The following is a 25709-nucleotide window of genomic DNA, read 5'->3' on the forward strand; positions in this document are numbered from 1 at the left end:
GCGGCAAGGTACGCGTCCGGGTGTCACGGTTCGTGTGTTCCGACGACGTTGCGGTACGCCGCGATCTTCCGGTCGATCGCGGCCAGGTGTTTCCGCGTCTGTTCCATGCGCGCGATCACCTCGCGGCGGTGCTGTTCGAGAATCTGCAGCCGTTCGGCGTCGGTTCCCTGCCGGCGGACCAGCGCCGCGTACCGCCGGATGTCCGCGATCGGCATGCCCGTCTCCCGCAGCATGACGAGCCCGGATAGCCACGCCAGGTCGTCGGCTCCGTAACGGCGGCGCCCGGACGCCGAGCGCGGCGCGGGCTGGAGCGTCAGGCCTTCGCGTTCGTAGTAGCGCAAGGTGTCGATACTCAGACCACAGAGAGCTGCCGCCTCCCCGATGGGCAGCCCCTCGGACGGCACCTTGGCGGATATGTCGGGCAATATCACCTCGTTCACCCCACCACTATGCAACCTGGAGTGCGCTCCAGGTCAAGTGACGTCGTAACCGGTGGCGCCGGCCGCGCAGCATCACGGCCGGCACGGCTTCCGTTTGACCTGGAGCGCGCTCCAGGAGGCACGGTTGGCACGTGGCCGCGCCGCACCAACTGCTCCGGGCGAGAACCGGGGTCCCAGGTCATGTACGGGTGCGTGCCACCGGAAACCGCTGCACGCACGAGGAGTGAGACGAACCGTGAAGACGATTGATCTGGGCAGTAATGGCCTGCGGGTACCGATGCAGGGCTTCGGCGCCATGGGCATGAGCGCGTTCTACGGGGCACGGGACGAGACCGAGGCGGTGGCCACTCTCAACCGGGCGGTGGATCTGGGAGTGACGCACATCGACACGGCCGAGGCGTACGGGCCGTTCGAGAACGAGAAGCTCATCGCCCGGGCTCTGGGCCACCGCCGATCAGAGGTCACCATCGCGACGAAGTTCGCCATGGACTTCGACGCCGACGGCACACCGCTGGACGGGCGGGCCGAGCACGTCCGCCGAGCGGTGGAACGGTCGCTTCGTCATCTGGAGACGGACACCATCGACCTCTACTACCTCCACCGTGTCGATCCTGCCGTCCCGATCGAGGAAACCGTCGGCGCCATGGCCGAGCTGGTCACGGCGGGCAAGGTGCGTCACCTCGGGCTCTCCGAGGCCGCCGCCGCGACGATCCGCCGCGCGCACGCCGTCCACCCGATCACCGCCGTGCAGTCGGAGCTGTCCCTCTTCAGCCGGGATCTCCTGGAAAACGGGATCAAGACGGTGCTGGACGAGCTGGGAATCGGCCTGGTCGCCTTCTCTCCCCTCGGCCGCGGCTTCCTGTCCGGAGCCATCCGCAGCATCGACGACCTCGATCCCGACGACGCGCGCCGGGGCCTGCCCCGCTTCTCACCCGAGAGCATCGCCGCCAATCTCGCACTCGTGGACCGGGTCGCTGCGATTGCCGAGGCGCAGGGGTCGACTCCGGGACAGATCGCCCTGGCCTGGGTTGCGGCGCAGGGCGCCGTCTCCATCCCCGGGACCAAGCGGCGGGCCTATCTGGAGGAGAACGTCGGAGCGGCCGACATCACCCTGACCACAGCGGAGCTGAGCGCCCTGGACGGCGCTGTGCCGACCGAGGCCGTCACCGGCGCGCGGGACACTGTCGAGGGGCTCGCTCTCACGAACCACTGAACGGAGCGCCCGGTGGGCGGCCAGGCATGTACGGCCGGATCGACCACACGACCGCACCGGGCATCGAGCACCGGAGTTCCGTCCTGGCATTCCGCCGGTATCCGCTCGTGCGGTGCGGTCACCGCGCCACGATGATGGCGTACACCAGGAAGAACGCGGCGCACAGCACGACGACGATCCCGATGGCGATCAGGGGCCCCTTGGTCCAGCCCCGGGTCACGTCACCGCGTGGTCCGGTCTCCGGCCCTGTGCTGCTCTCGGCAGGTGGGGTCTCCCCCGGCGGAACCTTCCGCTCGTGCTGAGCGCGGGGGCCGTTCTGCGGATCAGGATTCGCGTCACTCATTCGTTCAGAGTGCCCCCTGCCGGACAGGCCGGCGCGCCGGGACACCCAATCGTGGACGGTCCTTGATCCGGTCGGGCCGGCGACGGTCCCGGTCCCGGTCCCGCCGGCTCACGACCACGGTGCCGGTCCCGCCGGGGTCTGCGCCCACCGGCCGGCGAACCGGCACCGTCGTCACGGATTCAGGCATCCAGCAGTGGCAGACCGGGCAGCACCTTCTCGATGGTGATGGGGAAGTTGCGCACGCGCACGCCGGTGGCGTTGAACACCGCGTTCGCGATCGACGCACCGGCCCCGCAGATGCCCAGCTCGCCGACGCCCTTCGCGCCCAGGACGTTGGCCTTGTCGTCGAACCCGTCAAGGATGACCGCGTCGACGTCGGGGATGTCGGCGTGGACCGGCACCAGGTATTGCGCGAAGTCCCGGTTGACGAAAGCGCCGGTTCGCAGGTCGACCACGGCCTCTTCTTCGAGGGCCGCGCCGACTCCCCAGATCATGCCGCCGATCAGCTGCGAACGAGCCGTCTTCGCGTTGAGCGCGCGTCCCACCGAGAACACGCCGAGCATCCGCCGCAGCCGGATCTCGGCGGTGTCCGCGTCGACCCCCACTTCAGCGAAATGGGCCCCGTAGGTGTTGATCGAGTAGTCCGTGTAGTTCGGATCATCGCCCATGAAGCGGGTACCGCCCTCCGCCTCGACGCCTTCCGGATGGTTGCGTGCGACGATCTCGCTCAGCGCCTCGGACGCGCCGCCGATGCCCACGTTGCCATCGGAGAACACGGCGTCTGCCGGGTCCAGACCGTGCAGCGGAGAGCGGGTGTCGCCGCGCGCCGTGGTCAGGAGCTGCTCGCGCAGGGCCATGCACGCACCATGCACCGCATTGCTCGAGCTGGCGGCGCCCCACGAGCCGCCGGACCCCCAACTGGTGGGGAAATCGGAACGCCCGAGCTCGATCCGCACCCGATCGGGCGGCAGTCCGAGCCCGTCGGCCGCGACCTGGGTCAGAACGGTGTACGTGCCGGTGCCGAGGTCGGTCATGTCCGTCTGGACGACCGCGGTGCCGTCGGTCTCCAACCGCACCCGCACCGCTGTGGGCCCTTGGAAGTGCCCGCGGATGGCGGCCGACATGCCGTAGCCGACCAACCACCGGCCGTCGCGCACGCTCGCCGGGGTGGCGGGGCGGTGCTCCCAGCCGAACCGGCGCGCGCCTTCGCGCAGGCAGTCGACCAGGTGCCGGTCGCTGTACGGCACGTCTCGCTCGGGGTCGACGGTGGGCTCGTTGAGGATCCGCAGCTCGACGGGGTCCATCCCGAGCGCATGGGCCAGCTCGTCCATCGCCGACTCGACCGCCAGCATGCCCGGCGCTTCGCCCGGTGCGCGTACGTCCGTCCCGGGCGGCAGATCGAGCGGCGCCAGCCGGTGGCTGGTCAACCGGTGGGGCGCGGCGTAGAGGCTGCGGGTCGTGGCGGCGGTCTGTTCGGCGAACTCCACGTCGGGGTTGGTGTGCATGGTGACGTCATGGGCGATCGCGGTCAGCTGACCGTCCTGCTCCGCGCCCAGTCGAACCCGCTGGCTGGATGTGGGGCGGTTTCCGACGAGCTGGAAGATCTGCTGCCTGGTCATCGCGACCTTGACCGGTTGGCGCAACTCGCGAGCGGCGAGCGCGGCCAGGATCGTCTCGGAATGGATGCCCAGCTTGGAGCCGAATCCCCCGCCGACGAAGGGGGTGACGATGTGTACCCGCTCCGGGTCGATCCGCAGCGTGCCGGCGACCGAGGACCGCGCAGCATCGACGATCTGACAACTGACGTAGACGAACAGGTCCTCGTCGCGCGGTTCCACGAGACACGCGTGCGGTTCCATCGGCATCGAGAACTCGTACGGTGTCGTGTACTGCTGGTCGACCTTGACCGCCGCGCTGTCGAACCCGGCATCGAAATCACCGACCGCCGTGTCGGTGGGGAGACCGGCGTTGACCACCTTCGGGATGTACACCTCGTCGTCCTGCTCGGCAAAGTTGAAACGTCCCCGACCGCCGGTGTATTCGACTTCGACGAGATCGGCCGCCGCGCGGGCCTGCTCGAAGGCCGTGGCGACGACGAGTGCCACCGGTTCGCCGAAATAGTGGATGTCGGGGCCGGTCAGCACCGGCTGGGCACGCCAGTATTCGAACGGAATGGACTCGTCACGGGCACCCTGCGTGGGGGCATTGTGATGGGTCATCACCATCTTTACGCCGGGTGCGCGTTCGGCGTCCTCGGTGTCGATCCGGGTGATGCGACCTTTGCCGATCGTCGCGCCGACGATGAACCCGTAAAGAGGTTGGCCGGCCTCCCACTGCTCGTAGGCGTAGGTGGCCTGGCCGGCGACCTTCAACGGGCCGTCGACACGGTTCAGAGCTTGCCCGATCATCTCGTCTCCTCAGCTCGCCTGAGCTGCTTGCGCCAGCGTGCGGCACAGCGTGCGCTTGGCCAGCTCGATCTTGAAGTCGTTGTGCCCCTGCCCCACGGCGTCTCGCATCGCGGCCTCGGCGGCGGCGCGATAGGTGGCCATCGTGGCGGGACGGCCGGTCAGCGCGGCCTCGGCCTCGACGGACCGCCAGGGCTTGTGCGCCACACCGCCGAAAGCCACCCGCACCTCACTGATCGCTCCCTGATCGGTCGAGACGACGGCCGCCACGGAGACCAGCGCGAACTCGTACGACGCCCGGTCCCGCACCTTGCGGTAGATCTGCCGGCCGGTCGGGGGCGGGGGCAGGAGCACGCTCGTGATCATCTCGCGAGGACGCAGCACCGTCTCGATGTGCGGCGTGTCGCCCGGCAGCCGGTAGAAGTCTGCGATGGCGACGCGGCGTACCGACCCGTCGGCGTCGAGCAGCTCGATCTCCGCCTCCAGCGCGGTCATCGCGACGGCCATGTCCGAGGGGTGGGTGGCGATGCAGGAGTCGCTGACGCCGAGGAGGGCGTGAATCCGGTTGAACCCGCCGATCGCCGAGCATCCGGAGCCGGGATCCCGCTTGTTGCAGCCCGCAGCCGTGTCGTAGAAGTAGGGGCAGCGAGTGCGCTGCAACAGATTTCCCCCGGTGGACGCCTTGTTGCGCAGCTGGCCCGAGGCGCCGGCCACCAGCGCCTCCGACAGCACCGGGTAGCGGGTACGCACTCGGGCATCGGCGGCCACATCGGAATTCGCCGCCTGCGCCCCGATGCGCAGTCCGCCGTCCGGGAGCTCCTCGATGTCCCGCAACGGAAGCCGGCTGATGTCGACCAGATGGCTGGGCTTCTCGATGTCGAGCTTCATCAGGTCGAGCAGATTGGTGCCGCCGCTGATGAACTTCGCGCCGGTTCTGGACACCGCAGCGACGGCGGCCTGTGCGTCCGTCGCTCGCTCGTAGGTGAAGGACCTCATTCCGGGCCTCCGTCCGCGAGGCCACGGATGGCCGCGACGATGTTCGGATAGGCGGCGCACCGGCAGATGTTGCCGCTCATCCGCTCGCGGATCTCCTCATCGGTCAACGCGATCCGCGGCGAGGCCACGTCGGCGGTGGCGTGGCTCGGCCAGCCCGCCTCCACCTCGGCGAGCATGCCGACGGCCGAACAGATCTGGCCGGGAGTGCAGTAGCCGCATTGGAAGCCGTCACGCTCGATGAAGGCGCGTTGCATGGGGTGCAGGCCATCGGGAACGCCCAGGCCTTCGATCGTCACGATCTCGTCGTCCTCATGCATCACGGCGAGCGTCAGACAGGAGTTGACGCGTCGGCCGTTGATCAGCACCGTGCAGGCGCCGCACTGCCCGTGATCACACCCCTTCTTGGTCCCGCTCAGGCGCAGATGCTCGCGCAGCGCGTCGAGCAGCGAGGTCCGCGGATCCACCTCAAGCCGTCGCACCTGATCGTTGACGTTCAACTCGATCGCCGAGAGTCGGGCCGCCTCGCCCTGGCTCCGCCCCGCGGCGCCCGTATCCGAATCGCTCACCACAGCCCGCCTTCCTCGCTGGTGCGGGTGTCACCCTGGATATGCGTCGCCACTGTAGGGCGCGCTCCTCAACAAGGTCTCGCAAAAACCGTCGCATCGCTCGTCGGGACACGGCCGGCCGCGCCCGCCTCGCTCGGTCGGGTGCTTCTGCGCGGCAGCCCGGCGCGCATCCGGCGCACCAACGCGGCGGACCGGCGCCGGGTGGCGAAGATGCTCTCGAATCAGCCGGGTGGCGACGTGCCGTGAAGACCGGCCACGGATGAGCTGGGCCTCCGGCTCCGGGATGTGCTTCTCAGCGGAGCGGGGAGTCGATGGTGGCGGCGCGCCACGTCGCCTCGTCGGCGTCGAGCAGCGTGGCGATGACGGTGGGGTCCGGCAGGGGGCCGTGATCGGCGGTGACCCGGAGGGCGGAGGCGGCGGTCAGATGGCCCAGGCGCAGCGAGCGCTCCACGGGCAGTTGTCGCAGCAGGCCGCTGAGGAATCCGGCGGCGAAGGCGTCGCCGGCGCCGACCGGCTCCACCACGCGGACGGTCAGGGCGGACACGCTGTGGGCGTCCGGGCCGACGAAGGCCGTGGCCGCGCGGGCGCCGTCCTTGACGACGAGGATGCCGGGGCCAGGAAGGAGGTCACGGACCGCGCGGGGGTCGGTGAGCGTGTCTCCCCACAGGTCCTGGGCCTCGTCGAGGCCGACGAGCACGATGTCGGCCCGGTCCGCGAGGGTCCGCAGGACGTCGGCGGCGGACCGGCCGGTCCAGAGGGCGGGGCGGTGGTTGACGTCGAAGCTGACGCTGTGGGAGCGGTCGGGGCGCAGTGCACGCTCGACGAGGGCGTGGCAGCCGGCGGACAGGGCAGGGGTGATTCCGCTGAGGTGGAGGAGCGCGGCGTCCGCCACGGTGGGGTCGTCGAGGAGTTCCGGGGTGAGGGCCGAAGCGGCGGATCCGCGGCGGTGGTAGTGGACGCGCGTGCCGTTGCTGCCGGGGTCCTTCACGAGCAGTCCGGTGGGCCGGTCCGGGTCGGTGCGGACGCCGCTGATGTCGACACCGCCCGCGGCGACCCGCTCGCGGACGCGCCTGCCGAAGGGGTCGTCGCCGAGCGCGGACACCCATCGGACGGGGATGCCGTGATCGGCGAGGTACAGAGCGACGTTCGACTCGGCGCCCGCGATGTCGACCCGGAGACGGTCCGCGGCATCGAGCGGGCCGAGGGGGTCGGGGGCGAGGGCGGCCATGGTCTCGCCGACACAGACCACGGGGCCGGGACGCAGCGGCCGGGGGGTGCTCATGGTGGGTCTCCTAGCGTGTGTCGGCGAAGATCGTGGCGTCCGCGGTGCCCACCGGGCGGTACGGCGCGGCGGGCGCCCCGGGTATGTCGACGCGCGAAGCGAAGACGGCGCCGTCGAGCGGTCCCGGATCGGGCAGACCGATGCGGGCGCTGGTGACGAGGAGGGTGCGGCCGTCGGGGCCGCCGAGGCAGAGTCCGGCGGGCTGGACGGCGGCCAGTTCCACGATCCGGTCGAGGGTGCCGTCGGGGTGGTAGCGGTGGACCTGCCCGGTGCCCCAGACGGCGGTCCACAGTCCGCCCTCGGCGTCGGCCGTCATGCCGTCGGGGCTGCCTGAACCGAGAGTGACGAAGAGGCCGGGCTCGCCCAGGTCGCCGGTGTCGGGGTCGACGGGGTAACGCCTGATGATGCCGCGGGCGCTGTCGGCGAGATACATGACGGCGCCGTCGGCGGTGAACGCCGGGCCGTTCGGCACCGTGATGTCCCGCAGCACGCGGGTGACGCGGCCGTCGCGGTCCACGCGGTAGAGCGAGCCCGCGTCCTCGGTCGCCTCGTAGGCCATGCTGCCGGCCCAGAAGCGGCCGTACGGGTCGGCTACGCCATCGTTCATCCGCATCGGTACCGGGGCGTCGTCCTCGGGACGTGCGATCCAGTGGGCGCGTCCGGCCTCGTCGATACGGCAGATGCCGGTGCCCGCCGCCGCGATCCACTGGCCGGGGCGTCCCTCGACCGGGGCCACCGCGCCCAGCGCAAAGGGCAGTCGGGCGATCAGTCCGAGCGCTGCGGCAGGGTCGTCGGGGGCGGACAGCAACCGTCCGGAGAGGATGTCGGTCAGGACCGCGCGGCCGTCCGTCCACCGGATGCCCTCGCCGAGTTCGAGGCGGTCGGTCCCGTGGACCGCGGGCGTGGTCACGGGCGGGGCTCCGGGCGGACGACGTCCAGGAACTCCCGTGCGCGCTCGCGGAGGCCGGCGAGGCTTCCTCCGTCGGCCGCGTCCGCAATCAGGGGCGAGCCGACACCGACGGCCGTGGCCCCGCTCCGCAGATAGTCGGCGGCGGCCGGCGCGTCCACTCCTCCGACGGGCACGAAGGGCAGGTCGGGGAAGGGGCCACGCAGGTCCCGCAGATATCCGGGGCCTCCGGCGCTTCCGGCGGGGAAGAGCTTGAGGGCGTCGGCGCCGAGGCGCAGCGCCTGGAGGATGTCGGTCGGTGTCATCACACCCGCGAGCACGGGGAGTCCGAGCTCCCTGCCGGAGGCGATGCCGTCGCTGACGGCAGGGGTGACGAGGAACGCGGCTCCGGCCCGGTGGGCGGCCCGCGCGTCGTCGGCGGTGAGGACGGTGCCCGCGCCGAGGGTGGCGTCCGGGCCGAGCTCGGCGCGGGCCCGGGCGATGACGTCGAGGGCGTCGCGCCCGCTGAGGGACACCTCGACGAGCGTGACGCCCTCCTCCACGAGAGTGAGGACGGTCTTGAGTGCGGCGTCCGGGTCGCTGCCGCGGACGATGGCGAGCAGCCGGTGCGCGCGCAGCGCGGTGAGCAGGTCCATCGGACATCCCTTTCTGTGCTGGGGTTCAGGAGCGGCGGTTCACGGTGATCGTGAGCCGCCAGGTGACCTCGCCGGACGCGAGCACGACGGCCGTGTCGCCGTCGTGCGCCGCCGTGCGGTCGAAGACGCGGCCGAGCAGGGGCTCGACGCCGACCGAGCGGTACGGCGCGCCCTGGGGGAAGCCACCGAGGTTGCGCCACAGGGCGATGGAGACCGGCTGGCCGGGGGCCTCGACGGACAGGTGGAGGGTGTCCCGGCCGTCGTGCACGGATACGTGCGGGGCGAGGACGACCGCGCCGACGGCGGTGCCGTCGTCCGGCCCGAGCCGGTCCAGCGGGATCCCGTCGACGCGCGGCCAGGTGCCGGTGACCCAGCGCGCGCCCTCGTCGGGGTACAGCCGGGTCGCGGCGGGGCCCTCGAAGCCGATGCGGGCGGCCTGGGACAGGTCCAGCAGGGCGTGCGCGGCCCAGACGAAGCGGTAGCCCGGTTCGGCGGTGAGCGTGTAGTCGGCGACGACCGCCCCCGCGTCCGTACCGATGCGGCGGGTCAGTCGGAACTCGGGGCACTCGACGACGCCGTGGTGCCCGTCCCGCCGCCACGGCCGCGACCAGGCGTCCCCGTGGTCGGGGAGCCCGCGTACCGTGGGCACGCACTCCTCCAGTCCTCCGGCGTCGGCGAACGCATCACCGGGCACGACCCGTGAGCGGCGCGGCTCTTCGCGGTGCCAGAGCCATTCGCGACCGCCGGCTGTCAGCGAGGTCCAGCGTCCGCCGTGCCCGGGGTCGGTGGCGACGGACACCGGGAGCCGGGTGCCGCTCACCATTCGGCGAAGGAGCCGTCGGCGTGCCGCCACACGGGGTTGCGCCAGGTGTGGCCCGTGCGGTCGGCCGCGCGGACGGCGTCCTCGTCGACGGTGATGCCGAGGCCGGGCAGTTCGGTGCGGTGCGCCTGACCGTCGACGAAGCGGAAGGGCTCGGTGTCGACCACGTACGACAGCAGGTCCGCGTCCTTGTTGTAGTGGATGCCGCGGCTCTGTTCCTGGATCAGGAAGTTGGGCGTGGCGAAGGCGACCTGAAGGCTGGCGGCCAGCGCGATGGGCCCGAGCGGGCAGTGCGGTGCCAGGTGGGCCCCGAAGGTCTCGGCGAGCGAGGCGATCCGGGTGACCTCGGATATCCCGCCGGCGTGCGACAGGTCCGGCTGGGCCACGGCGATGCCCGCGGTCAGTGCCGGGAGGAATTCGGCGCGTCCGTAAAGCCTCTCACCGGTGGCGAGCGGGACGGACGACGCGGCGACCAGGCCCGGGAGCAGGTGTGCCTGGTCGGGCAGCACGGGTTCCTCGACGAACAGCGGGTGCAGCGGCTCGATCTCGTGCAGGACACGGCGTGCGTTGGCGGCGCTGAACCGGCCGTGGAAGTCGACAGCGACGTCCCGGTGCGGGCCGAGTGCGTCGCGGGCCGCCGCCACCCGCTCGACGACGGCGGCCGTCTCGGCTGGGCTGGTGAGTGGCGGGGTACGCCCGGCGGCGTTCATCTTGACGGCGGTGAAGCCTGCCTCGACCTGTGCCGTTATCTCGTCCCTGAGCCGAGCGGGTTCGTCGCCGCCCACCCAGGCGTACACCCGGACCGTGTCACGGACCGGCCCGCCGAGCAGGGTGTGCACCGGCACGCCGAGCGTGCGGCCGGCGATGTCCCACAGGGCCTGGTCGAGGCCGGCCACGGCGCTGGAGAGCACGGGCCCGCCCCGGTAGAAACCGCCCTTGCTCAGCACCTGCCAGTGGTCCTGGATGCGCAGCGGATCCTGGCCTACGAGGTGTTCGGCCAGGACCTCCACGGCGGCTCGCACCACCTCGGCCCGGCCCTCGACCACCGGTTCGCCCCAGCCGACCACACCCTCGTCGGTCTCGATCCGGCAGAACAGCCAGCGGGGCGGGATGAGGAAGGTCTCGACACGCGCGATCTTCACTTTGTCTGGCCGCCCTTCGCTTCGGCGGAGCCGTCCGCGCTCTCGGCCCCTTGCGGGCCGCTGACCTTGTCCAGGTCCCGCATCGCCTGGTCGAGCAGGGCGCGCATGGCGTGCTCGGCAGCGTCCGGATCCCGGTCCCGTACGGCGTCGAGGACGGCCCGGTGGCTGGGCACGGGGTCCTCGCTGTGCGGTGCGCTGTGCACGATCTGGTCGCGCTGGGCCAGGCCCGACTCGATGACCATCTCCATGCGTTCCAGCAGTTCGTTGTGGGTGGACGCCAGCAGCGCCCGGTGGAAGGCGAGGTCGGACTCGACGGCGTGACTCGCGCTGCCCTCCTCGGCCATGGCGGCCAGCGCCGCCTCCAGCGCTTCGAGGTCGGCGTCGGTACGGCGGGTCGCGGCCAGCCGGACGGCGGCCGGTTCGATGATGCCGCGAACCTCTCCGAGGTTGCGCAGCAGCGCGAGATCGGCGCCGGTGCCGTTGCTCTCGGAGAACTGCCACCGCAGGACATCGGCGTCGAGCAGGTTCCAGTTGGCGCGCGGCCGCACGAAGGTGCCGCGCTTCTGGCGGGCGTCGACCATGCCCTTGGCCGCGAGGACCTTCAGCGATTCGCGCAGGGCCGTCAGGCTGACGTCCAGTTCGCTCTGCAGGGCCGCCATGTCGAGCGTCGCTCCCTCGGGGATCTCGCCGCTGAGCACCCGGCGGGCGAGGGTCTCCACGGTCTGGCCGTGCACTCCGCGGCGCGCGTATGGCGTCATGTGTTTGCCTTTCTTGCTGGTCGGTCGGGGGCTGGGGTGGCGGGCCGGCGGGGCCCGTCAGGCGGACGCTTTGACGACGCTCCAGCCGCCGTCCACGAGCAGGCTCGATCCGGTGATGTACGAGGCCTCGTCGGCGGCGAGGAAAGCCACGGCTGCCGCGACCTCCTCGGGGGTGCCGAAGCGGCGGGCCGCGGTCTCCTCGACGCTCAGCTCGCGCTCGCGCTGCGGCACCCTGTCCCATGCGGCGGTGAGGACGGGACCCGGCAGAACGGCATTGACCCGTACCTGGGGGCCGTACTCGACCGCGAGCTGTCCGCACAGCGAGAGCAGTGCGCCTTTGCTCGCCGCGTACGCCGGGTGGCCGGGGATGCCGCGGTGGGCGTGCACGGACGAGGTGAGGACCACGGCCCCCCGGTGGTCGCGCAGATCGGGCAGCGCCGCCTTGAAGCCGAGGAATGCCCCGGTGAGGTTGACGGACAGCTGCCGTTCCCAGGAGGCGAGCGTCATCTCGTGGGCGGGCAGCACCTGCACCGTAAAGGCGTTGCTGACCAGGACGTTGACGGGCCCGAAGGTGTGCGCGGCGTCCATCACCCGTTGCCAGTCCTCCTCCTTCGCGACATCGGCGGCGACGAAAACGGCCTTCGCGCCGTCCTTGCGGAGCCGCGCCGTCGTGTCCTCGCCGCGTTCGGCGTCGATGTCGGCGAGGACGACGGCCGCGCCCTCGGCGGCGAGGCGCGCCGCGGTGGCCGCCCCGATGCCCGAAGCGGCGCCGGTGACTACGGCAACACGGTTGGTGAAGCGGGCCGCTGGGTTCATGGGGCGGTTCGTCTCCTGTCCGAGAGTGGTGGTGAGTGCAGATTCTGTCGCTGTCGTCACTGCCGGGCCAGGACGACCAGTTCTGCGTCGTGCCCGGCGCTCCAGGCGAACGGCAGCCCCGAGTGGAGCAGATGGGCGCCGCTGTAGCGGGTGCCGGAGTTCTGGTCCGTGTAGACCGCGTCGGACGACAGGCCGCGCAGCCGCAGCCGGGCGGCCGTGCCGGGCACCAGGGGCGCGCCGTCCAGGGTCCCGGTGCTCCAGACCGTCACCACCAGGCGTCCGCCGCCGGGTTCCTCGTACTGGATGCCGCAGGTGGGGTCGGCGGGACTGCCCAGCAGGTGGACCTCGCCGTGGTGGACGACGTCGCGGACGTCCTTGTAGCGGTCGATCCACTCGGTCGCCTCGGCACATTGCTCCGGGGTCCACTCACGGATGTCGGCGCCGATGCCCAGCACGCCGGCGATGGAGTTGACGAACCGAAAGGCGAGCGAGCGGGGCCGGGGGTCGAAGACACCGCCGGCGTCGGTGACCCAGGAGCTCATGGTGTGCGGGGCGTGGGCATGGAGGTAGCCGTACTGGATACGCAGCCGGTCCAGCGGCGCGGTGTTGTCGCTGGGCCACACGACGTCGGTGCGCGCGAGGGTCGCGTGCTCGACACGGGCGCCGCCGCCGGCGCAGCCCTCCACCGTGACGTGGGGATGGGCGGTACGCAGGTGGTCCAGGACCCGCAGGTAGCCGGCCACGTGGGCGGCGTCCAGATCCAGGTGTTCCGGATCGTCGCCCGAGGTGCTGTCGGGACGGCCACGCTCGGTGGGCGGCCGGTTCATGTCCCACTTCAGGTAGCTGACGGCGTGGTCGCCGAGGAGCCGGTCGAGGGTGGCGATGACGAAGTCCTGCACGTCCGTGCGGCCGAGGTCGAGCAGGAGTTGATTGCGTACGAGCGTGGCCGGGCGGCCGTCGAGACGGTAGACCCACTCAGGGTGCTCGGCGTACAGCTTGGATCGGGGGCTGACGCCCTCGGGTTCGACCCACAGGCCGAAGTCCATACCGAGCGCGCGGACCTCGTCGACGAACCGGTCGAAACCGCCGGGGAACCCGGCCGGATCCGGCTCCCAGTCACCGAGGCCGCCGGTGTCGTCGTGGCGCCCGGTGAACCAGCCGTCGTCGACGACGAACAGCTCGGCGCCGAGGTCCGCGGCGGCCTTGGCGAGTTGGAGCTGCGCTGCGGCGTCGACGTCGAAACCGGTCGCCTCCCAGGAGTTGTAGAGCACCTTGCGGGGCCGGTCCATGCGCTCGCCGGTCAGGTGCCGCTCGTAGCGGTGCCAGACACGGGCCAGTCCGTCGAGCCCGTCCGGGCTGAACGCGCAGGCCAGCCGGGGCGTGGTGAGGGTGGCGCCAGGAGCGAGGCGGAGGGCGCCCTCGTGCGGCACCCGGCCGGCGCGGACCCGTACCGAACCGCCGGGTTCGGCGTCGGCGCTGATCCGCCAGTTCCCGGACCACTCCAGGGCGATGCCGTAGGTGGGGGTGGCGCCCTCGGCCGGGGCGGCCGCGTCCTGGACCGCGAGCCAGGGGGCGTACGCGTGACCGGCGGAGCCCTGGGTGCTCTCCATCTCGAAGCGGCCGCGCTCCAGTTCCAGCTGCTTCAGCTGGAACTCCTGCGACCACTGGCCCGCCAGGTAGGTCAGCCGGGCGCCACCCTGGGCGGGTACGTTGACGGCGGCGGAGTCGATGCGCTCAAGCCGAAGCTCCCGGTCGCCGGTGCAGGTCAGCTCCGTCCAGCGCAGGATGACGTCGGTGCCGGGGACCGTCTCATAGCACAGCGTCGTGCGCAGACCGAGGACCTCGTCGGTGAAGTCCAGGCGCAACGCGCGGTCGCCGTCCGCGGTGGCGCCCGTGAACCGCCACCAGCTGCCGCGGTCGCCGTCCGATTGCCGGACGATCAGGTCTGCGCCGGTGAACGGCCGCAGCCCGTAAGGGATGTACTCGGCGGGCGCCGCGTCGGCGGGCGTGATGAAGTGGGTCCGCTGCGACCGGTCCATCGGCGACGGACCCTGTTCCGCACCGTGCGGCCCCCACGCGGCGAGTTCGGCCCAGCGGCCGTCCCCGCCGAGAGTGACGGCATAGGTGGTCGAGTCGGTGCGCAGCAGCCACTGCTCGTGCCCGGTCACTTGACGGCCCCAAGGTTCAGTCCGGCCACGAAGTGGCGCTGGAAGCGGAGGAATACGGCCACGGTCGGGGCGGCGGCGATCACCGATCCGGCGGCGATGACGTTCCACATGGACACGTACTGCCCCTGCAGCCCGATGAGGGACGCGGTGATGGGCATCTGGGTGTCCGTACGGAGCACGGTGATGGCCCACAGCAGGTCGTTGAAGATCCAGGTGAACGACAGGGCGCTCAGCGCGGCGAGTGCCGGGCGGGCCAGCGGCAGGATGATCCGCCAGTAGATCTGCCAGGGGCTCGCGCCGTCGATGACCGCGGCCTGCTGGATCTCCCCCGGGATCGACCGCATGAAGCCGTGCAGGACGAAGACGTAGAAGCCCACGCCGAAGCCGACCTGCACCCCGATCAGCGCGTACAGCTGGTCGTAGATGCCGAGCATCTCGCTGAGTTTGGAGACGGGGATCAGCAGGATCTGCGGGGGCAGCAGGTTGCCGCCGAGCATCAGGAGCAGCAGGACGCGACGCAGCGGCAGTTCATATCGGCTGAGTGCGAACGCCGCCATGGAGGCGAGGCCCAGCGAGAGCAGCACGGTGGGGATGGAGACCAGCATGCTGTTGATGAGGGCCTGCTGCTGGCCTCCGTCCACCCACGCCTGACGGAAACCGTCGAAGGTGAACGAGTGCGGCCAACTGCCAACCCCGTGCGCGGCGATGTCGTCGAACGTGCGGGTGCTGGTGACCAGGACGAGGACGATCGGCAGCAGCCACAGAGCCGACAGCAGGCCTGCGGAGAGGTGGAAACCGGTGGTGCGCCAGGCGCGGCCGTGGGCGACGGGCCGGCGGGCTGCCGGCGTCGGCACGGGGGACGGCTCCGATCGGTCCTTGACGGGTTCGGAGACGTGGGTCGCGGTCATCAGTCGGCCTCCCGGAAGGCGCGCACGAGGTAGCTGGCGATGACACCGAAGGCCAGCAGGAAGATGACGACGGCGAGCGCGGAGCCGTAGCCCAGCCGCAGGGACTGGAACGCGGTGGAGTACATGTAGGTGCTCAGCAGTTCGGAGGAGTGGTACGGGCCGCCACGGGTGAGCGCCCACACGACGTCGAACGAGCGCAGCGAGTCGATGACGATGACCGACAGGACGACCGCGTTGACGCTCTTGAGCTGCGGCAGCGTGATGTGCCGGAACTGCTGGAGGCGGTTCGCGCCGTCGACCTTGGCCGCCTCGTACAGCGCGGGATCGATGCCCTTGAGACCGGCGAGGTAGAGCACCATGACGTAACCGACCTGACGCCACAGCGCGGGCACGATCACCGCGTAGAAGGCGGTGTCCTGGTCGGCGAGCCAGGCGTGCCGCCAGTTCCCGAGGCCGACGGCCGACAGCACATTGTTGATCAGGCCGTCGGGCTGGTACATGGCCTGCCACACCAACGCGGTGGCGACCAGTGAGAAGACCACCGGCAGGAACAACGCCGCCCGGTAGAACCCGACGCCGCGCCGCTCCTGCTGGAGCAGCAGCGCGGCACCGAGTCCGAGGGCGGCGGACAGCCCGCCGAAGAGCACCAGCCACAGCACCGTGTTCCAGGCGGCCGTGCGGAAGACCGAATCGTGCACCATCTCGCTGAAGTTGCCGAGTCCGACGAAGGTCGGCGCCGACAGGCCGTCCCACGAGGTCAGCGAGAGGTAGAAACCCTGCATGGCGGGCCAGAAGACCCAGAAGGCCTCGGCGAGCAGCGGCAGGAGGACGAAGGCCAGGACCACCGGGGGCACCCGCGTGGCCCTGGACCGTCGTGCGGAGCCGATCAGCGCCATGGTCACTGGCTCCAGATCTTCTGGGCGCTGCGCTGCCAGGTGGTGAGGATGGAGCCGACCTGCTTGGGCTTGGCCAGGTAGTGGACCAGTGCCGTGTCGGCGGTCGGCTGGAGTGCGTCGCTGGAGTCGCGGTTGAAGAACTGGGTGAGGTCGGCGGCGCCCTCGATGAGTTTGCGGCCCTTGAGGACCAGCGGTGTGCCGCTGTCCTTGGCGTCGGGGTGGGTCGGCAGCGTGGTGCCCGAGGAGCTCTTGAGGTAGATCTCCTGTGCCTCGGCGGTGGCCAGGTAACGCATCAGTTCCTTGGCGTCGTCGGTGCGCTTGGTGCGGGCGCTGGCGAAGTAGCCGTCGGTGGGGGCCTCCTCGGCCACCGGGATCTTGGGGTCGATGACGGGGAACTGGAAGAAGTCCAGGTCGCCGAGGGCTTCCTTGGGCGCGGCGTCGGCGAAGAAGGTGCCGATCAGCATCATGCCCGTACGGCCCTGGAGCAGCGCTGTGGTGGCGTCCTGGAAGGGGATCGCCGTGCCGTTGGGGTCGAAGAAGAGGCGGGCCTCGTCCCAGCGGTCGAAGACCTTGCGGACCTCGGGGTCGTCGAAGCGGTGCTTGCCCGCGAGGAGTTCGCGGTGGTACGTCGCGCCGTTGACGCGGATGTTGAGGTAGTCGAACCATGCGGAGGCCACCCACGGGGTGTCACCGCCGGCGCCGAGGCCGATCGGGGCGACGCCCTTGCTTTTCAGCTTGTCGCACAGGTCGAGGAACTCGTCCCAGGTCTTGGGCTCCTGCACGCCCCACTTGGCGAAGTTGGACTTCCGGTAGAACATGCCCCACCAGTAGTAGCTGGTGGGTACGAAGACCTTCTTGCCGCTGGAGGCGGAGGTGCACAGCTTCTTCAGCGCATCGGAGTATCCGGCGAGCTCAGGCTTCTCCCAGATGTCGCTGATGTCGAGAAGGAGGTCCTTCTTCGCGTACGACTCGGCGACCGACCCGGGGTACCAGGTGTAGACGTCCGGCGGGGTGGCCGAGGTGAGGTAGGTCGGCAGCTGGGTGCGGAAGGTCTCCGAGGCGACGGTGTTGAGCTGTGCCTTGGCGTCCCCGCGCTTGTCGAATGCGGCGACGATCGCCTTCATGGCCGTTTTGGCCTGCGGGGAGGAGAGGTTGGACTGCAGAGTCACCGGGCCGCCGGACGTTCCTCCGGCGGCGGACGGGCTCTGGGTGACGCAGCTGCTGAGCAGCGCGCCGGCGCCGACGGCTCCTGCTCCTACGAGGAATCTGCGGCGGGTGGCGTTGAAGGCGGTCATCTGTGCACTCCCTATGTGCCCACGGAACGGAGTTGAGGCCCCCTGACGGCCCGGCTCTGGGTGCGGCAGACACAGCCTGTCGCAGAGGTCGGAGCATCGTCAAGATTAATTACTAATTTATTCTTCGAAGGGTGTGCCCCTGGGCCTTGCACGGCCCGGGGGCACACCAGGTGGAGCAGGGTGGAGCTGATGGAGCGGGACGGGACGGGTGAGGCGGAGCTCAGAGCTCGCTCCGGTGGACGCGGCCGTCCACCCCGCGGAAGGCGGCCAGTACGCCGCCGTCCGGCCCCGCGACGGCACCGAGCGCGCCGTCGAAGGCACCGCTCACGAACTCCTTCTGCGGAGCCCAGCCGGCCCAACCGTCCGCCGCGGTCCAACTGCGCTGCCAGAGCGTGTAGTCACCGGCCCGCGCATACAGGTGCACCGTACCGCCGGAGGCGACCAGTGTCGGACTGCCACTGGTCGTGCCGCCCAGCGCGGTCCACGACGACCACGTCCCCGAGGTGTCGCGGGTCCGCCACCACACCGCGTCGTCAGCCGTACGTACGGCCACGTGGAGCCGCCCGGCGTCATCGACGACGGCCGACGGCCGCCCTGAGAACGGCCGGTCCTGCGGCGTCCCCAGTGAAGTCCAGCCGGAAGCGGGACCCCGCGACCACATGCTGCCGTCCGCGCCGCGCGCGAACAGCGTCCAGTCGTCCGGGGCGGCGAAGGCAGCGGTCGGCGCGTCCGTCAGTGCCCCGCCCAGGCTCTGCCAGCGCCCCCAGTGCCCGTCGGCGTACACCCGCCGGTAGGCGATGTCGTCCGTGCCGCGGACGAAGACGTCGATCCGGCCGCCGGACGAGGCGTAGGCGGCAGGCTGGCCGAGGATGCGGCCGTGCGTCGGACCGCCCAGATCGGTGGTCGCGGCCCTCGACCAGTCGCCGCCGCGCGCGGTCTGCGCGCGCAGGGCACCGTCGGTGCCGCGGGTGAACACCGTCAGCCGGTCGCCGTCGCGCACCAGCGCCGGGCTCGCCGACGACCGACCGGGGAGCTGTGCGCCGGGGGCGTCGTCCGTACCCGTCAGCTTGAGGAACACGGTGCCGTGCGCGGGCACCGACACCGTGTACGAGCCGGTGTGCGTACCCCGGGCCGAACGGGCCCGCAGGTCGCGCACCGCGACCGGGCCGTTCAGGCCGGCGTCGGAGAACCGCACGGTACGCTCCTGCGCCTGGTCCGAGCGGTTGAGCAGGACGACCGAGCGCTTGCCGGCGCCCTTCAGCACCTTGCTGTACACGTCGCCGACGGAGTCGGTCGCCACACGCACGCCCTGGATGCCGAGCGGATCCTGGTCCACAGCGATGATCTCGGGGTTGCGCAGGGTGTCGATCATGGACTGCGGCAGGGTGCGCGGGTCGCTGCCCAGCACCAGCGGCGAGGCCATCTCGGCCCACATCACGAACTGCGTGGTGGACTCCTCCTCCGACAGTTCGTAGCCGCCCTCGGCGAGCTTGCGCATGGGGATGAGGTAGTCGGGGTCGTTGTAGTGGCCCGGCCCCTGGGCCTCGGGGTGCCAGGCGTTGGCGTCCATGTTGCGCAGGATGTTGGGCCACTCCCCCGCCGTCGGGTTGCCCCAGGCGATGTCGGTGCCGGTGCGCCAGGAATCGGCGGTCGTCGGCCCGTACGCGAAGGCGTTGTGCGCGTCCTGCTCGGGGGTGTGCGGCAGACCCCAGTCGTCGGTGAGCGGGTTGCACAGGTTGAGCAGCATCCGCCGACCGGACTTGGCCACGGCGTCGCTGAACTCCTTGAACGCCGGTCCGGGATCAAGCTTTTCGCCGATCCCGCACAGGAAGTCCACCTTGATCGCGTCGACCTTCCACCCGGCGAACTGGCGGGCGTCCTGCTCGTAGTGACCGCGGCTGCCCAGCCCGCAGCTCTTGCCGCCGTCGTAGGTGCCGGCGTCGGTGTAGATCCCGGCCTTCAGGCCCCGCTGGTGAAGATAGGTCACCAGCGCCGGAATCCCCGAAGGAAAACGGGTGGGGTTGGCCACGAGCCGGCCGGTCGCCGCGTCGCGCGGGGCGTCAGCCTGCCAGCCGCCGTCCAGCCAGACGATGTCGTAGCCGCTGTCGCGCAGCCCGCTGCTGACCAGATGGTCGGCGACCTTTCTGACCTGGTCCTCCGTGGGGGCGCCGAGCCCGTAGTACGTGTTCCATCCCATGTACGGCGTGGGGGCGAGGCCGCTGTCGTAGTACTGCGGCGCGCCCTGGTCGTCCGCGGCCTGAGCCGCGGGAACTGCTGTCCCGACCAGCACCACGGCGCCGAGCACGACCACGGTACGCCGCACTCGCGCCATCCCTGCACGATGCGAAGTCACTTAAATCTCCCGAGAGTTGGGGTCCATGAAGCAACCGCGCGCCCGGCGATCGCGCAGGGCGTCGGTGCCACGGCGGAAACTGTCGTCGGACCCCCGAAACCTGTCAACATTAATTGCTAATTAACTTAAAAACGCACTCCTGGAGAGCGTTTTGTCCACCGGCCACGCGCCATGGGCAGACCTGACGACCCGTAAGAAAACCGGACATGCCCCTTCGTCGGCGGCCCGGGACGACGCCGCGGCGGCCCCCGCGAACCTGACGGATCCCGTGCCTCACATCGCCCGCGCCTCGGGGGCGGACCGGGCCGGAGCCGCAGGTTCCACGAACCGGACATCCTGCTGACTCTTGACAGAATCCTCACCGGATTACAGCCTATGGCAACGTTGTCAGGCGGGCCGTACAGGCCGCCTGCTCTTGAGGGATTCACCTGAAACGGATCACGTCACTCATGCCTGACCAGTCATCTCACCCTTCCCGCAGAGCAGTTGTCGCGACCGGCTCCACACTGCTCGCAAGCCTCGGGCTCGGGGTCGCGCTCCCGGGGACGAGCCACGCGGCCGGGTCCGCGATCCCCGCAGGCGGCGCAACCCGTTCCCGCGGCGAACTCGCCGTGTACCGCCCGGTCGAGGTGTCGTCGGTCGACTACGCGCCCACACCGGGCGAGTTCGTCGTGGACAGGCTCAACTCCACCGGTGTGAAGGGCAGCGGGTGGCGCGCCGCCGCCGGGGACCCGCAGTGGATCTCCGTCGACCTCCAGTCCGAGTGCGAGGTCGACTCGCTGCGGCTGACGTTCGAAGCCACCGAGGACGACCCCGTCTTCACGCCGTCCACGAGTGGCAATCCGCGTGACAGCACGACCGGCCAGGAGATCCTGTCCAGCTGCGCGGTGGAGTTCACCATCGAGACCTCGCGGGACCGCCATGCGTGGACCACGGTGTACCGGACCGCCTCCGGCGTCGGCGGGGTGGTGGAGATCGAGCTGGACAGTCCCTCCACCGCGCGCTGGGTGCGGATGACCGTGACGAAGCGGTCGAACTCCAACCCGCTGGGTCTCAACGGCTTCGAGGTGTACGGCACGGTCAAGGGCCACAGGCCCGCCGCCACCGGGTGGACAGACTGGGGCACGCACAACCACGAGGCACCCGCGCTGAAGGTCGCCGACGACGGCACGGTCCCGCTCGAGTCGGGCTGGACCCTGACGATGGACGACTGGGCCGGCGCCGAGGGCGCCGAACTTTCCCTGCCCTCGGCGGACACCAGCCGCTGGCTGCCCGCGACCGTGCCGGGTACGGTCCTCGGCTCCCTGGTGGACCAGGGCCACCTGCCCGACCCGGTCTCGGGGATGAACAACCTCCACATCCCGGAGGCCCTGTCGCGGCATGCCTGGTGGTACCGGCGCGGCTTCCGTCTGCCGCGCGGCCTGCGTGCCGGCTCGGGGCGCCATGTCTGGCTGGAGTTCGACGGCGTCAACCACAAGGCCGACATCTGGCTCAACGGGCAGCAGGTGGGCGGGCTGACCTACCCCTTCGCCCGCTCCGCCCACGACGTGACGCGTCTGCTGGCGTCCGGTGGCGAGCAGGCGCTGGCCGTACGGATCACACCGATGCCCGTCCCCGGCAGCCCCGGCGACAAGAGCGAGGCGGGCCTGGCCTTCGTGGACGCCGGCGCCACCATGATGAACCGCAACTCGCCCACGTACCTGGCCGCCTCCGGCTGGGACTGGATGCCGGCCGTGCGCGACCGCGTCTCCGGCATCTGGAACCATGTGCGGCTGCGCTCGACGGGGCACGCGGTCATCGGCGACCCGCGCGTCGACACCACACTCCCCCGGCTGCCCGACACCGGGACTGCCGAGGTGACGATCGTGGTGCCGGTGCGCAACGCCGATGCCGCCGGGCGGCGGGTCACGGTCACCGCGTCGTTCGACGACGTGCGGGTCTCGCGGACCGTCACCGTGCCGGGCGGTGAGAGCGCCGATGTGATCTTCGCACCCACCGAGTACACGCAACTGCGGTTGCAAAACCCAGAGTTGTGGTGGCCGAACGGCTACGGCGAGCCGGCCCTGCACGACCTCACGCTCGTCGCATCGGTCGACGGCGAGGAGAGTGACCGGCGCACCACACGGTTCGGCATCCGCCAGTTCGGATACGAGTACGCGGTGCCGCTGCCCTTCGACGGCGGGACCGACGCGTACACGCAGTCGGTGGAGCTGGGCCCCAGGAAGGCGCGGTACGTGCGGATCAGGTGCCTGACACGCACCACGGACTGGGGTTCGTCACTGTGGGGCCTCTCGGTGATCGACAGCGCGGCGCCCGGCACCGACCTGGCCCTGCACAGAACCGCCACCGCCTCGACCGTGGACGAGCCGGGTCACGAGGCTGCCAACGTCACGGACGGGGATGCGAAGACGCGGTGGTCGTCGGCGTTCGAGGACGACCAGTGGATCCAGGTGGCCCTCGGCGATTCGGTCTCCTTCGACCGGGTGGAGCTCGTCTGGGAGCAGGCGTACGCCAAGACGTACGTGGTGCAGGTCTCCGCCGACGGCGACAGCTGGACAGATGCGGAGTCGGTCGACAACTCAGCGGTGCCGCTGCCGTTCCAGAATGCCAACGCAAGCCTGCAGAGCGTGGATCTCGGCCACCGCACTGCACGGTATGTCCGGCTCAATGGCGGTGAGCGGGCGACGAGTTGGGGGACGTCGCTGTGGAGCCTTGCGGTGATCGACAGCGCGGCGCCCGGCACCGACCTGGCCCTGCACAAGACCGCCACCGCCTCGACGGAAGACGGCTCGAACACGGCGCAGAACGCCACCGACGGCAAGCCCGGCACTCGGTGGTCCTCAGCGTACGAGGACAACCAGTGGATCCAGGTGGACCTCGGCGAGTCCGCCTCCTTCGACCACGTCGTCGTCGTGTGGGAGTCCGCCTACCCCAAGACGTATGTCGTCCAGATCTCCGACGACGGGGACACCTGGACGGACGTGAAGTCCGTCGACAACACGCCGGAACCGCTGAAGATCAGCGTCAACGGCGTGCGGGTCTTCTGCCGGGGCGGCAACTGGGGCTGGGACGAGTTGCTGCGCCGGATGCCGGCCGAGCGGATGGACACGGCGGTGCGGATGCACCGGGACATGAACTTCACCATGATCCGTAACTGGCTCGGCAGCAGCAACAGGGAGGAGTTCTTCGCCAGTTGTGACACGTACGGCATGCTCGTGTGGAACGACTTCCCGAACGCGTGGGCCATGGACCCACCGGACCACGACGCCTTCAACAGCCTGGCACGGGACACCGTGCGGCGCTACCGCATCCACCCCAGCGTCGTCGTCTGGTGCGGTGCCAACGAGGGCAACCCGCCCGCGGCGATCGACACCGGCATGCGCGAGGCTGTCCGGTCGGAGGCGCCCGGCGTCTTCTACCAGAACAACTCGGCAGGCGGCATCATCTCCGGCGGCGGCCCCTACGGCTGGGTGGAGCCGGAACGCTACTTCTCCCGGTCCACCTACGGAGGCGGCCACTTCGGCTTCCACACCGAGATCGGCATGCCTGTGGTGTCCACCGCGGAGAGCATGCGCAACCTCGTCGGCGACGAGCCCGAGTGGCCGATCGGTGACGCGTGGTACTACCACGACTGGAGCACCAGGGGGAACCAGGCTCCGCAGAACTACCGTGCCGCCATCGAGGCCCGGCTCGACACCGCCGACGGCCTGGACGACTTCGCCCGGAAGGCACAGTTCGTCAACTACGAGAACACCCGGGCCATGTTCGAGGCCTGGAACGCAAATCTGTGGAAGGACGCCAGCGGCCTGATGCTCTGGATGTCCCACCCGGCCTGGCACAGCACCGTATGGCAGACCTACGACTACGACTTCGATGTCAACGGCACCTACTACGGGGCGCGCAAGGCCTGCGAGGCCGTCCATGTGCAGGCGGACCCACAGAAGTGGGAGGTCGTCGCGGTCAACCACACCGCGTGCGATCTGAAGGCTGTGACCGTCACGGCCCGGCTCTTCGACCTGAACGGGCGGCAGCTCGGGTCCGGTCACCGCACGAAGGTGGATGTCGCCTCCTCGGACACGGCACCGGCGTTCACGGCCGCCTTCGGGAAGGATCTGCCCGGCTTGCACCTGCTGCGGCTGACCCTGGAGGACAGCCGAGGCAGCACCCTGTCGGAGAACACGTACTGGCGTTACCGCGAGACAGCCGACATGAAGGCGCTGAACAAGGCCAGGGCCGTCAAGGTCACCGCCGACCTCGGCCACGTCTCCCGGTCGGGGACGCGCCGCACCATGACCGCGACCATACGCAACCGGGGCTCGGCGGTCGCGTCGATGGTACGGCTGTCGTTGCTGGACGCCGACGGCGGCGGGCGTGTGCTGCCGACGCTCTACAGCGACAACTACGTGTGGCTGCTGCCCGGGGAGTCGCGCACGGTGACGCTCTCCTGGCCCGCGGAGGCGCTTCGGTCGGGACGGCCCGCGCTGCTGACCGAGGGATACAACAGCGGGCGAACGGTGACCCACGCGTAGCGTCCGCTTCGGGGCCGGCCACATCCGCGGCCGGCCCCACCGCCGCCGACGCGCGCCCTTGACCCACCGTGGAGGTTCATGCGCGCGTCGGTCGGATCTTCGCCCCTTCCGCCCGTCAGGCGTTGGGGTCGAACGAGATGTTCGCCGGCTTGGCCTTTTCGAGGTGGTAGTTGAAATTGCCGTCCTTGAGACCGAAGACGGCGCTACCGAAGTCGGCCTGGCTGAGCTTGTCCCGTAGGCCGTCGGGAAAGCCGTTCCAGCCGACCAGGCGGGGGAACTGCCACGCGTGGTAGTGGTTCTCCGGCGGCTCGTCACCTGAATTGGCGGGCCGGAAGCAGTGCGTGCCCACGCCGTCCTTGTGGTAGACGATCTTGGGATGCGTTCCGTCCCACTGGATCTGGTCACGGCCGTAGACGTTGAAGTTGCCGTGGGCGGAGGTGGATACGTAGCGGACCTCGTTGTTCTGCACCCACACCACGACGTGCTCCCAGTCGTGCCTGTGCCCGCCGAGCCCGCTGCCGGCCACGGCCTGGTCCTTCTCGAAATAGAGTCCGTACATGATGGCGCACCAGCCGTTGTTGCACTTGTAGCGGGCGTATCCGTTGGTGTTGTCGAGGTCCCAGGAGTCACGACACTGACCGTTGACGGCCCCGCTGGTGTTGAGGCCGGGGGCTATGGCCCCGTCGGGGCCGATGGCCGGAGTGGGGTAGCAGCCGTCCGTGTCGTAGTCGTACGCGGGTTGGAACGTCTGCTCCAGTCCGTCCGCGTTCGCGGGCAGGGCGGTGGGCGGGGCAGCGAGAGCGCTGCCGGGAACAGCTATGACCAGCGCGACGGCGCTGCCGACGACGAGCGAGACCTTGCGGGTCCGTGCTCTGTTTTTCACTGCGTCCTCCTGGTCGACGCGTGGCGGGGGGCACGCGACTGTGATTGGCATGCCCATCACAACCAGGTTGAATCACGTGGCGACCGGACCGAATACCGTCGGATGACGAAGCGATGAGGGACCGGCCAATACACAGGGAGAGAGCCGGCCAAGAGGCGCCCGGCGGGCACACCACCCGGGCAGACGGGGGCGGCCTCATCGACCACCAAGAACCGGAATCGAAGCGCGGTACGCGGGCGAGCAGGACGACCACCTTCGAGGGCCTGAAGGGGGTGACCGTCGGCAAGAAAGCCGGCCGGACGACGTCGTGGAATGCGACGCGGTCCCGGACGAGGGCATCCCACCGGCGACGGC

20 protein-coding genes are annotated in these 25709 nt (G+C 70.4%); 2 read left to right on the plus strand and 18 right to left on the minus strand.

Annotated features, from left to right (window positions below; all coding sequences use genetic code 11):
* Positions 1 to 23: 23 nt before the first annotated feature.
* A complete protein-coding gene (locus ACFYP5_RS11130) occupies positions 24 to 440 on the minus strand; it encodes a MerR family transcriptional regulator (protein ID WP_389033520.1) in 417 nt (138 codons plus the stop codon).
* Between the two features lie 235 nt (positions 441 to 675).
* On the opposite strand from ACFYP5_RS11130, the gene ACFYP5_RS11135 reads away from it, so the two are divergent.
* A complete protein-coding gene (locus ACFYP5_RS11135; protein WP_389033523.1) occupies positions 676 to 1653 on the plus strand; it encodes an aldo/keto reductase in 978 nt (325 codons plus the stop codon).
* Positions 1654 to 1771: 118 nt separating this feature from the next.
* Here ACFYP5_RS11135 and ACFYP5_RS11140 read toward each other — a convergent pair whose 3' ends face one another.
* From ACFYP5_RS11140 to ACFYP5_RS11215, 16 genes are all read right to left on the minus strand, one after another.
* Entirely contained in the window at positions 1772 to 1996 is a 225-nt protein-coding gene (locus tag ACFYP5_RS11140) for a DUF6480 family protein (protein ID WP_389033525.1), read from the minus strand.
* 179 nt (positions 1997 to 2175) lie between these two features.
* A complete protein-coding gene (locus tag ACFYP5_RS11145; protein WP_389033528.1) occupies positions 2176 to 4404 on the minus strand; it encodes a molybdopterin cofactor-binding domain-containing protein in 2229 nt (742 codons plus the stop codon).
* Positions 4405 to 4413: 9 nt separating this feature from the next.
* Positions 4414 to 5397 carry an FAD binding domain-containing protein gene (locus ACFYP5_RS11150; protein ID WP_389033530.1) on the minus strand — a complete coding sequence of 328 codons (984 nt, stop codon included), beginning with the start codon at positions 5395 to 5397 and terminating at the stop codon, positions 4414 to 4416.
* A complete protein-coding gene (locus ACFYP5_RS11155; RefSeq protein WP_389033532.1) occupies positions 5394 to 5963 on the minus strand; it encodes a 2Fe-2S iron-sulfur cluster-binding protein in 570 nt (189 codons plus the stop codon). The genes ACFYP5_RS11150 and ACFYP5_RS11155 overlap by 4 nt, the downstream gene beginning before the upstream one ends.
* Positions 5964 to 6255: 292 nt before the next feature.
* On the minus strand, positions 6256 to 7245 hold the full coding sequence (locus ACFYP5_RS11160; RefSeq protein WP_389033535.1) for a sugar kinase: 990 nt from the start codon (positions 7243 to 7245) through the stop codon (positions 6256 to 6258).
* 10 nt (positions 7246 to 7255) lie between these two features.
* The gene (locus ACFYP5_RS11165) at positions 7256 to 8155 is read right to left on the minus strand and encodes an SMP-30/gluconolactonase/LRE family protein (protein WP_389033538.1); all 900 of its coding nucleotides are present in this window, start codon (positions 8153 to 8155) and stop codon (positions 7256 to 7258) included.
* Complete coding sequence (locus ACFYP5_RS11170; protein WP_389033541.1) at positions 8152 to 8787, minus strand: bifunctional 4-hydroxy-2-oxoglutarate aldolase/2-dehydro-3-deoxy-phosphogluconate aldolase; 636 nt, start codon at positions 8785 to 8787, stop codon at positions 8152 to 8154. The genes ACFYP5_RS11165 and ACFYP5_RS11170 overlap by 4 nt, the downstream gene beginning before the upstream one ends.
* A 25-nt stretch (positions 8788 to 8812) precedes the next feature.
* Positions 8813 to 9610 carry a hypothetical protein gene (locus tag ACFYP5_RS11175; RefSeq protein WP_389033543.1) on the minus strand — a complete coding sequence of 266 codons (798 nt, stop codon included), beginning with the start codon at positions 9608 to 9610 and terminating at the stop codon, positions 8813 to 8815.
* Positions 9604 to 10749 carry a galactonate dehydratase gene (dgoD, locus tag ACFYP5_RS11180; RefSeq protein WP_389033546.1) on the minus strand — a complete coding sequence of 382 codons (1146 nt, stop codon included), beginning with the start codon at positions 10747 to 10749 and terminating at the stop codon, positions 9604 to 9606. Before dgoD ends, ACFYP5_RS11175 begins: the two co-directional genes overlap by 7 nt.
* Positions 10746 to 11507, minus strand: coding sequence for a FadR/GntR family transcriptional regulator (locus ACFYP5_RS11185; protein WP_389033548.1), 762 nt, complete (start codon positions 11505 to 11507; stop codon positions 10746 to 10748). Before ACFYP5_RS11185 ends, dgoD begins: the two co-directional genes overlap by 4 nt.
* A 57-nt stretch (positions 11508 to 11564) precedes the next feature.
* A complete protein-coding gene (locus ACFYP5_RS11190; RefSeq protein ID WP_389033551.1) occupies positions 11565 to 12323 on the minus strand; it encodes an SDR family NAD(P)-dependent oxidoreductase in 759 nt (252 codons plus the stop codon).
* A gap of 56 nt (positions 12324 to 12379) precedes the next feature.
* Positions 12380 to 14491 carry an alpha-galactosidase gene (locus tag ACFYP5_RS11195; RefSeq protein WP_389033554.1) on the minus strand — a complete coding sequence of 704 codons (2112 nt, stop codon included), beginning with the start codon at positions 14489 to 14491 and terminating at the stop codon, positions 12380 to 12382.
* Entirely contained in the window at positions 14488 to 15399 is a 912-nt protein-coding gene (locus tag ACFYP5_RS11200; protein ID WP_389033557.1) for a carbohydrate ABC transporter permease, read from the minus strand. Before ACFYP5_RS11200 ends, ACFYP5_RS11195 begins: the two co-directional genes overlap by 4 nt.
* Complete coding sequence (locus ACFYP5_RS11205; protein ID WP_030924270.1) at positions 15399 to 16295, minus strand: carbohydrate ABC transporter permease; 897 nt, start codon at positions 16293 to 16295, stop codon at positions 15399 to 15401. Before ACFYP5_RS11205 ends, ACFYP5_RS11200 begins: the two co-directional genes overlap by 1 nt.
* Before the next feature lie 2 nt (positions 16296 to 16297).
* Positions 16298 to 17590 carry an ABC transporter substrate-binding protein gene (locus ACFYP5_RS11210; protein WP_389033560.1) on the minus strand — a complete coding sequence of 431 codons (1293 nt, stop codon included), beginning with the start codon at positions 17588 to 17590 and terminating at the stop codon, positions 16298 to 16300.
* A gap of 220 nt (positions 17591 to 17810) precedes the next feature.
* On the minus strand, positions 17811 to 19922 hold the full coding sequence (locus ACFYP5_RS11215; RefSeq protein WP_389033562.1) for a glycoside hydrolase family 27 protein: 2112 nt from the start codon (positions 19920 to 19922) through the stop codon (positions 17811 to 17813).
* A 470-nt stretch (positions 19923 to 20392) separates the two neighbouring features.
* Here ACFYP5_RS11215 and ACFYP5_RS11220 point away from each other — a divergent pair, with 470 nt between their 5' ends.
* Positions 20393 to 24472 carry a discoidin domain-containing protein gene (locus ACFYP5_RS11220; RefSeq protein ID WP_389033564.1) on the plus strand — a complete coding sequence of 1360 codons (4080 nt, stop codon included), beginning with the start codon at positions 20393 to 20395 and terminating at the stop codon, positions 24470 to 24472.
* Positions 24473 to 24587: 115 nt separating this feature from the next.
* Here ACFYP5_RS11220 and ACFYP5_RS11225 read toward each other — a convergent pair whose 3' ends face one another.
* Positions 24588 to 25355: an NPP1 family protein gene (locus ACFYP5_RS11225; protein ID WP_389033567.1), complete on the minus strand. Its 768-nt coding sequence runs from the start codon at positions 25353 to 25355 to the stop codon at positions 24588 to 24590.
* Positions 25356 to 25709 lie beyond the last annotated feature (354 nt).

The organism is Streptomyces sp. NPDC005262 (assembly GCF_042872425.1).
GTDB lineage: Bacteria > Actinomycetota > Actinomycetes > Streptomycetales > Streptomycetaceae > Streptomyces.

What these genes read in the sequence shown, in the direction of transcription:
- ACFYP5_RS11140 (WP_389033525.1), bottom strand. Translation starts at nt 1,996, where the DNA reads ATGAGTGACGCGAATCCTGATCCGCAGAACGGCCCCCGCGCTCAGCAC.
- ACFYP5_RS11145 (WP_389033528.1), bottom strand. Translation starts at nt 4,404, where the DNA reads ATGATCGGGCAAGCTCTGAACCGTGTCGACGGCCCGTTGAAGGTCGCC.
- ACFYP5_RS11150 (WP_389033530.1), bottom strand. Translation starts at nt 5,397, where the DNA reads ATGAGGTCCTTCACCTACGAGCGAGCGACGGACGCACAGGCCGCCGTC.
- ACFYP5_RS11160 (WP_389033535.1), bottom strand. Translation starts at nt 7,245, where the DNA reads ATGAGCACCCCCCGGCCGCTGCGTCCCGGCCCCGTGGTCTGTGTCGGC.
- ACFYP5_RS11170 (WP_389033541.1), bottom strand. Translation starts at nt 8,787, where the DNA reads ATGGACCTGCTCACCGCGCTGCGCGCGCACCGGCTGCTCGCCATCGTC.
- ACFYP5_RS11175 (WP_389033543.1), bottom strand. Translation starts at nt 9,610, where the DNA reads ATGGTGAGCGGCACCCGGCTCCCGGTGTCCGTCGCCACCGACCCCGGG.
- ACFYP5_RS11185 (WP_389033548.1), bottom strand. Translation starts at nt 11,507, where the DNA reads ATGACGCCATACGCGCGCCGCGGAGTGCACGGCCAGACCGTGGAGACC.
- ACFYP5_RS11190 (WP_389033551.1), bottom strand. Translation starts at nt 12,323, where the DNA reads ATGAACCCAGCGGCCCGCTTCACCAACCGTGTTGCCGTAGTCACCGGC.
- ACFYP5_RS11200 (WP_389033557.1), bottom strand. Translation starts at nt 15,399, where the DNA reads ATGACCGCGACCCACGTCTCCGAACCCGTCAAGGACCGATCGGAGCCG.
- ACFYP5_RS11205 (WP_030924270.1), bottom strand. Translation starts at nt 16,295, where the DNA reads ATGGCGCTGATCGGCTCCGCACGACGGTCCAGGGCCACGCGGGTGCCC.
- ACFYP5_RS11210 (WP_389033560.1), bottom strand. Translation starts at nt 17,590, where the DNA reads ATGACCGCCTTCAACGCCACCCGCCGCAGATTCCTCGTAGGAGCAGGA.
- ACFYP5_RS11215 (WP_389033562.1), bottom strand. Translation starts at nt 19,922, where the DNA reads ATGGCGCGAGTGCGGCGTACCGTGGTCGTGCTCGGCGCCGTGGTGCTG.
- ACFYP5_RS11220 (WP_389033564.1), top strand. Translation starts at nt 20,393, where the DNA reads ATGCCTGACCAGTCATCTCACCCTTCCCGCAGAGCAGTTGTCGCGACC.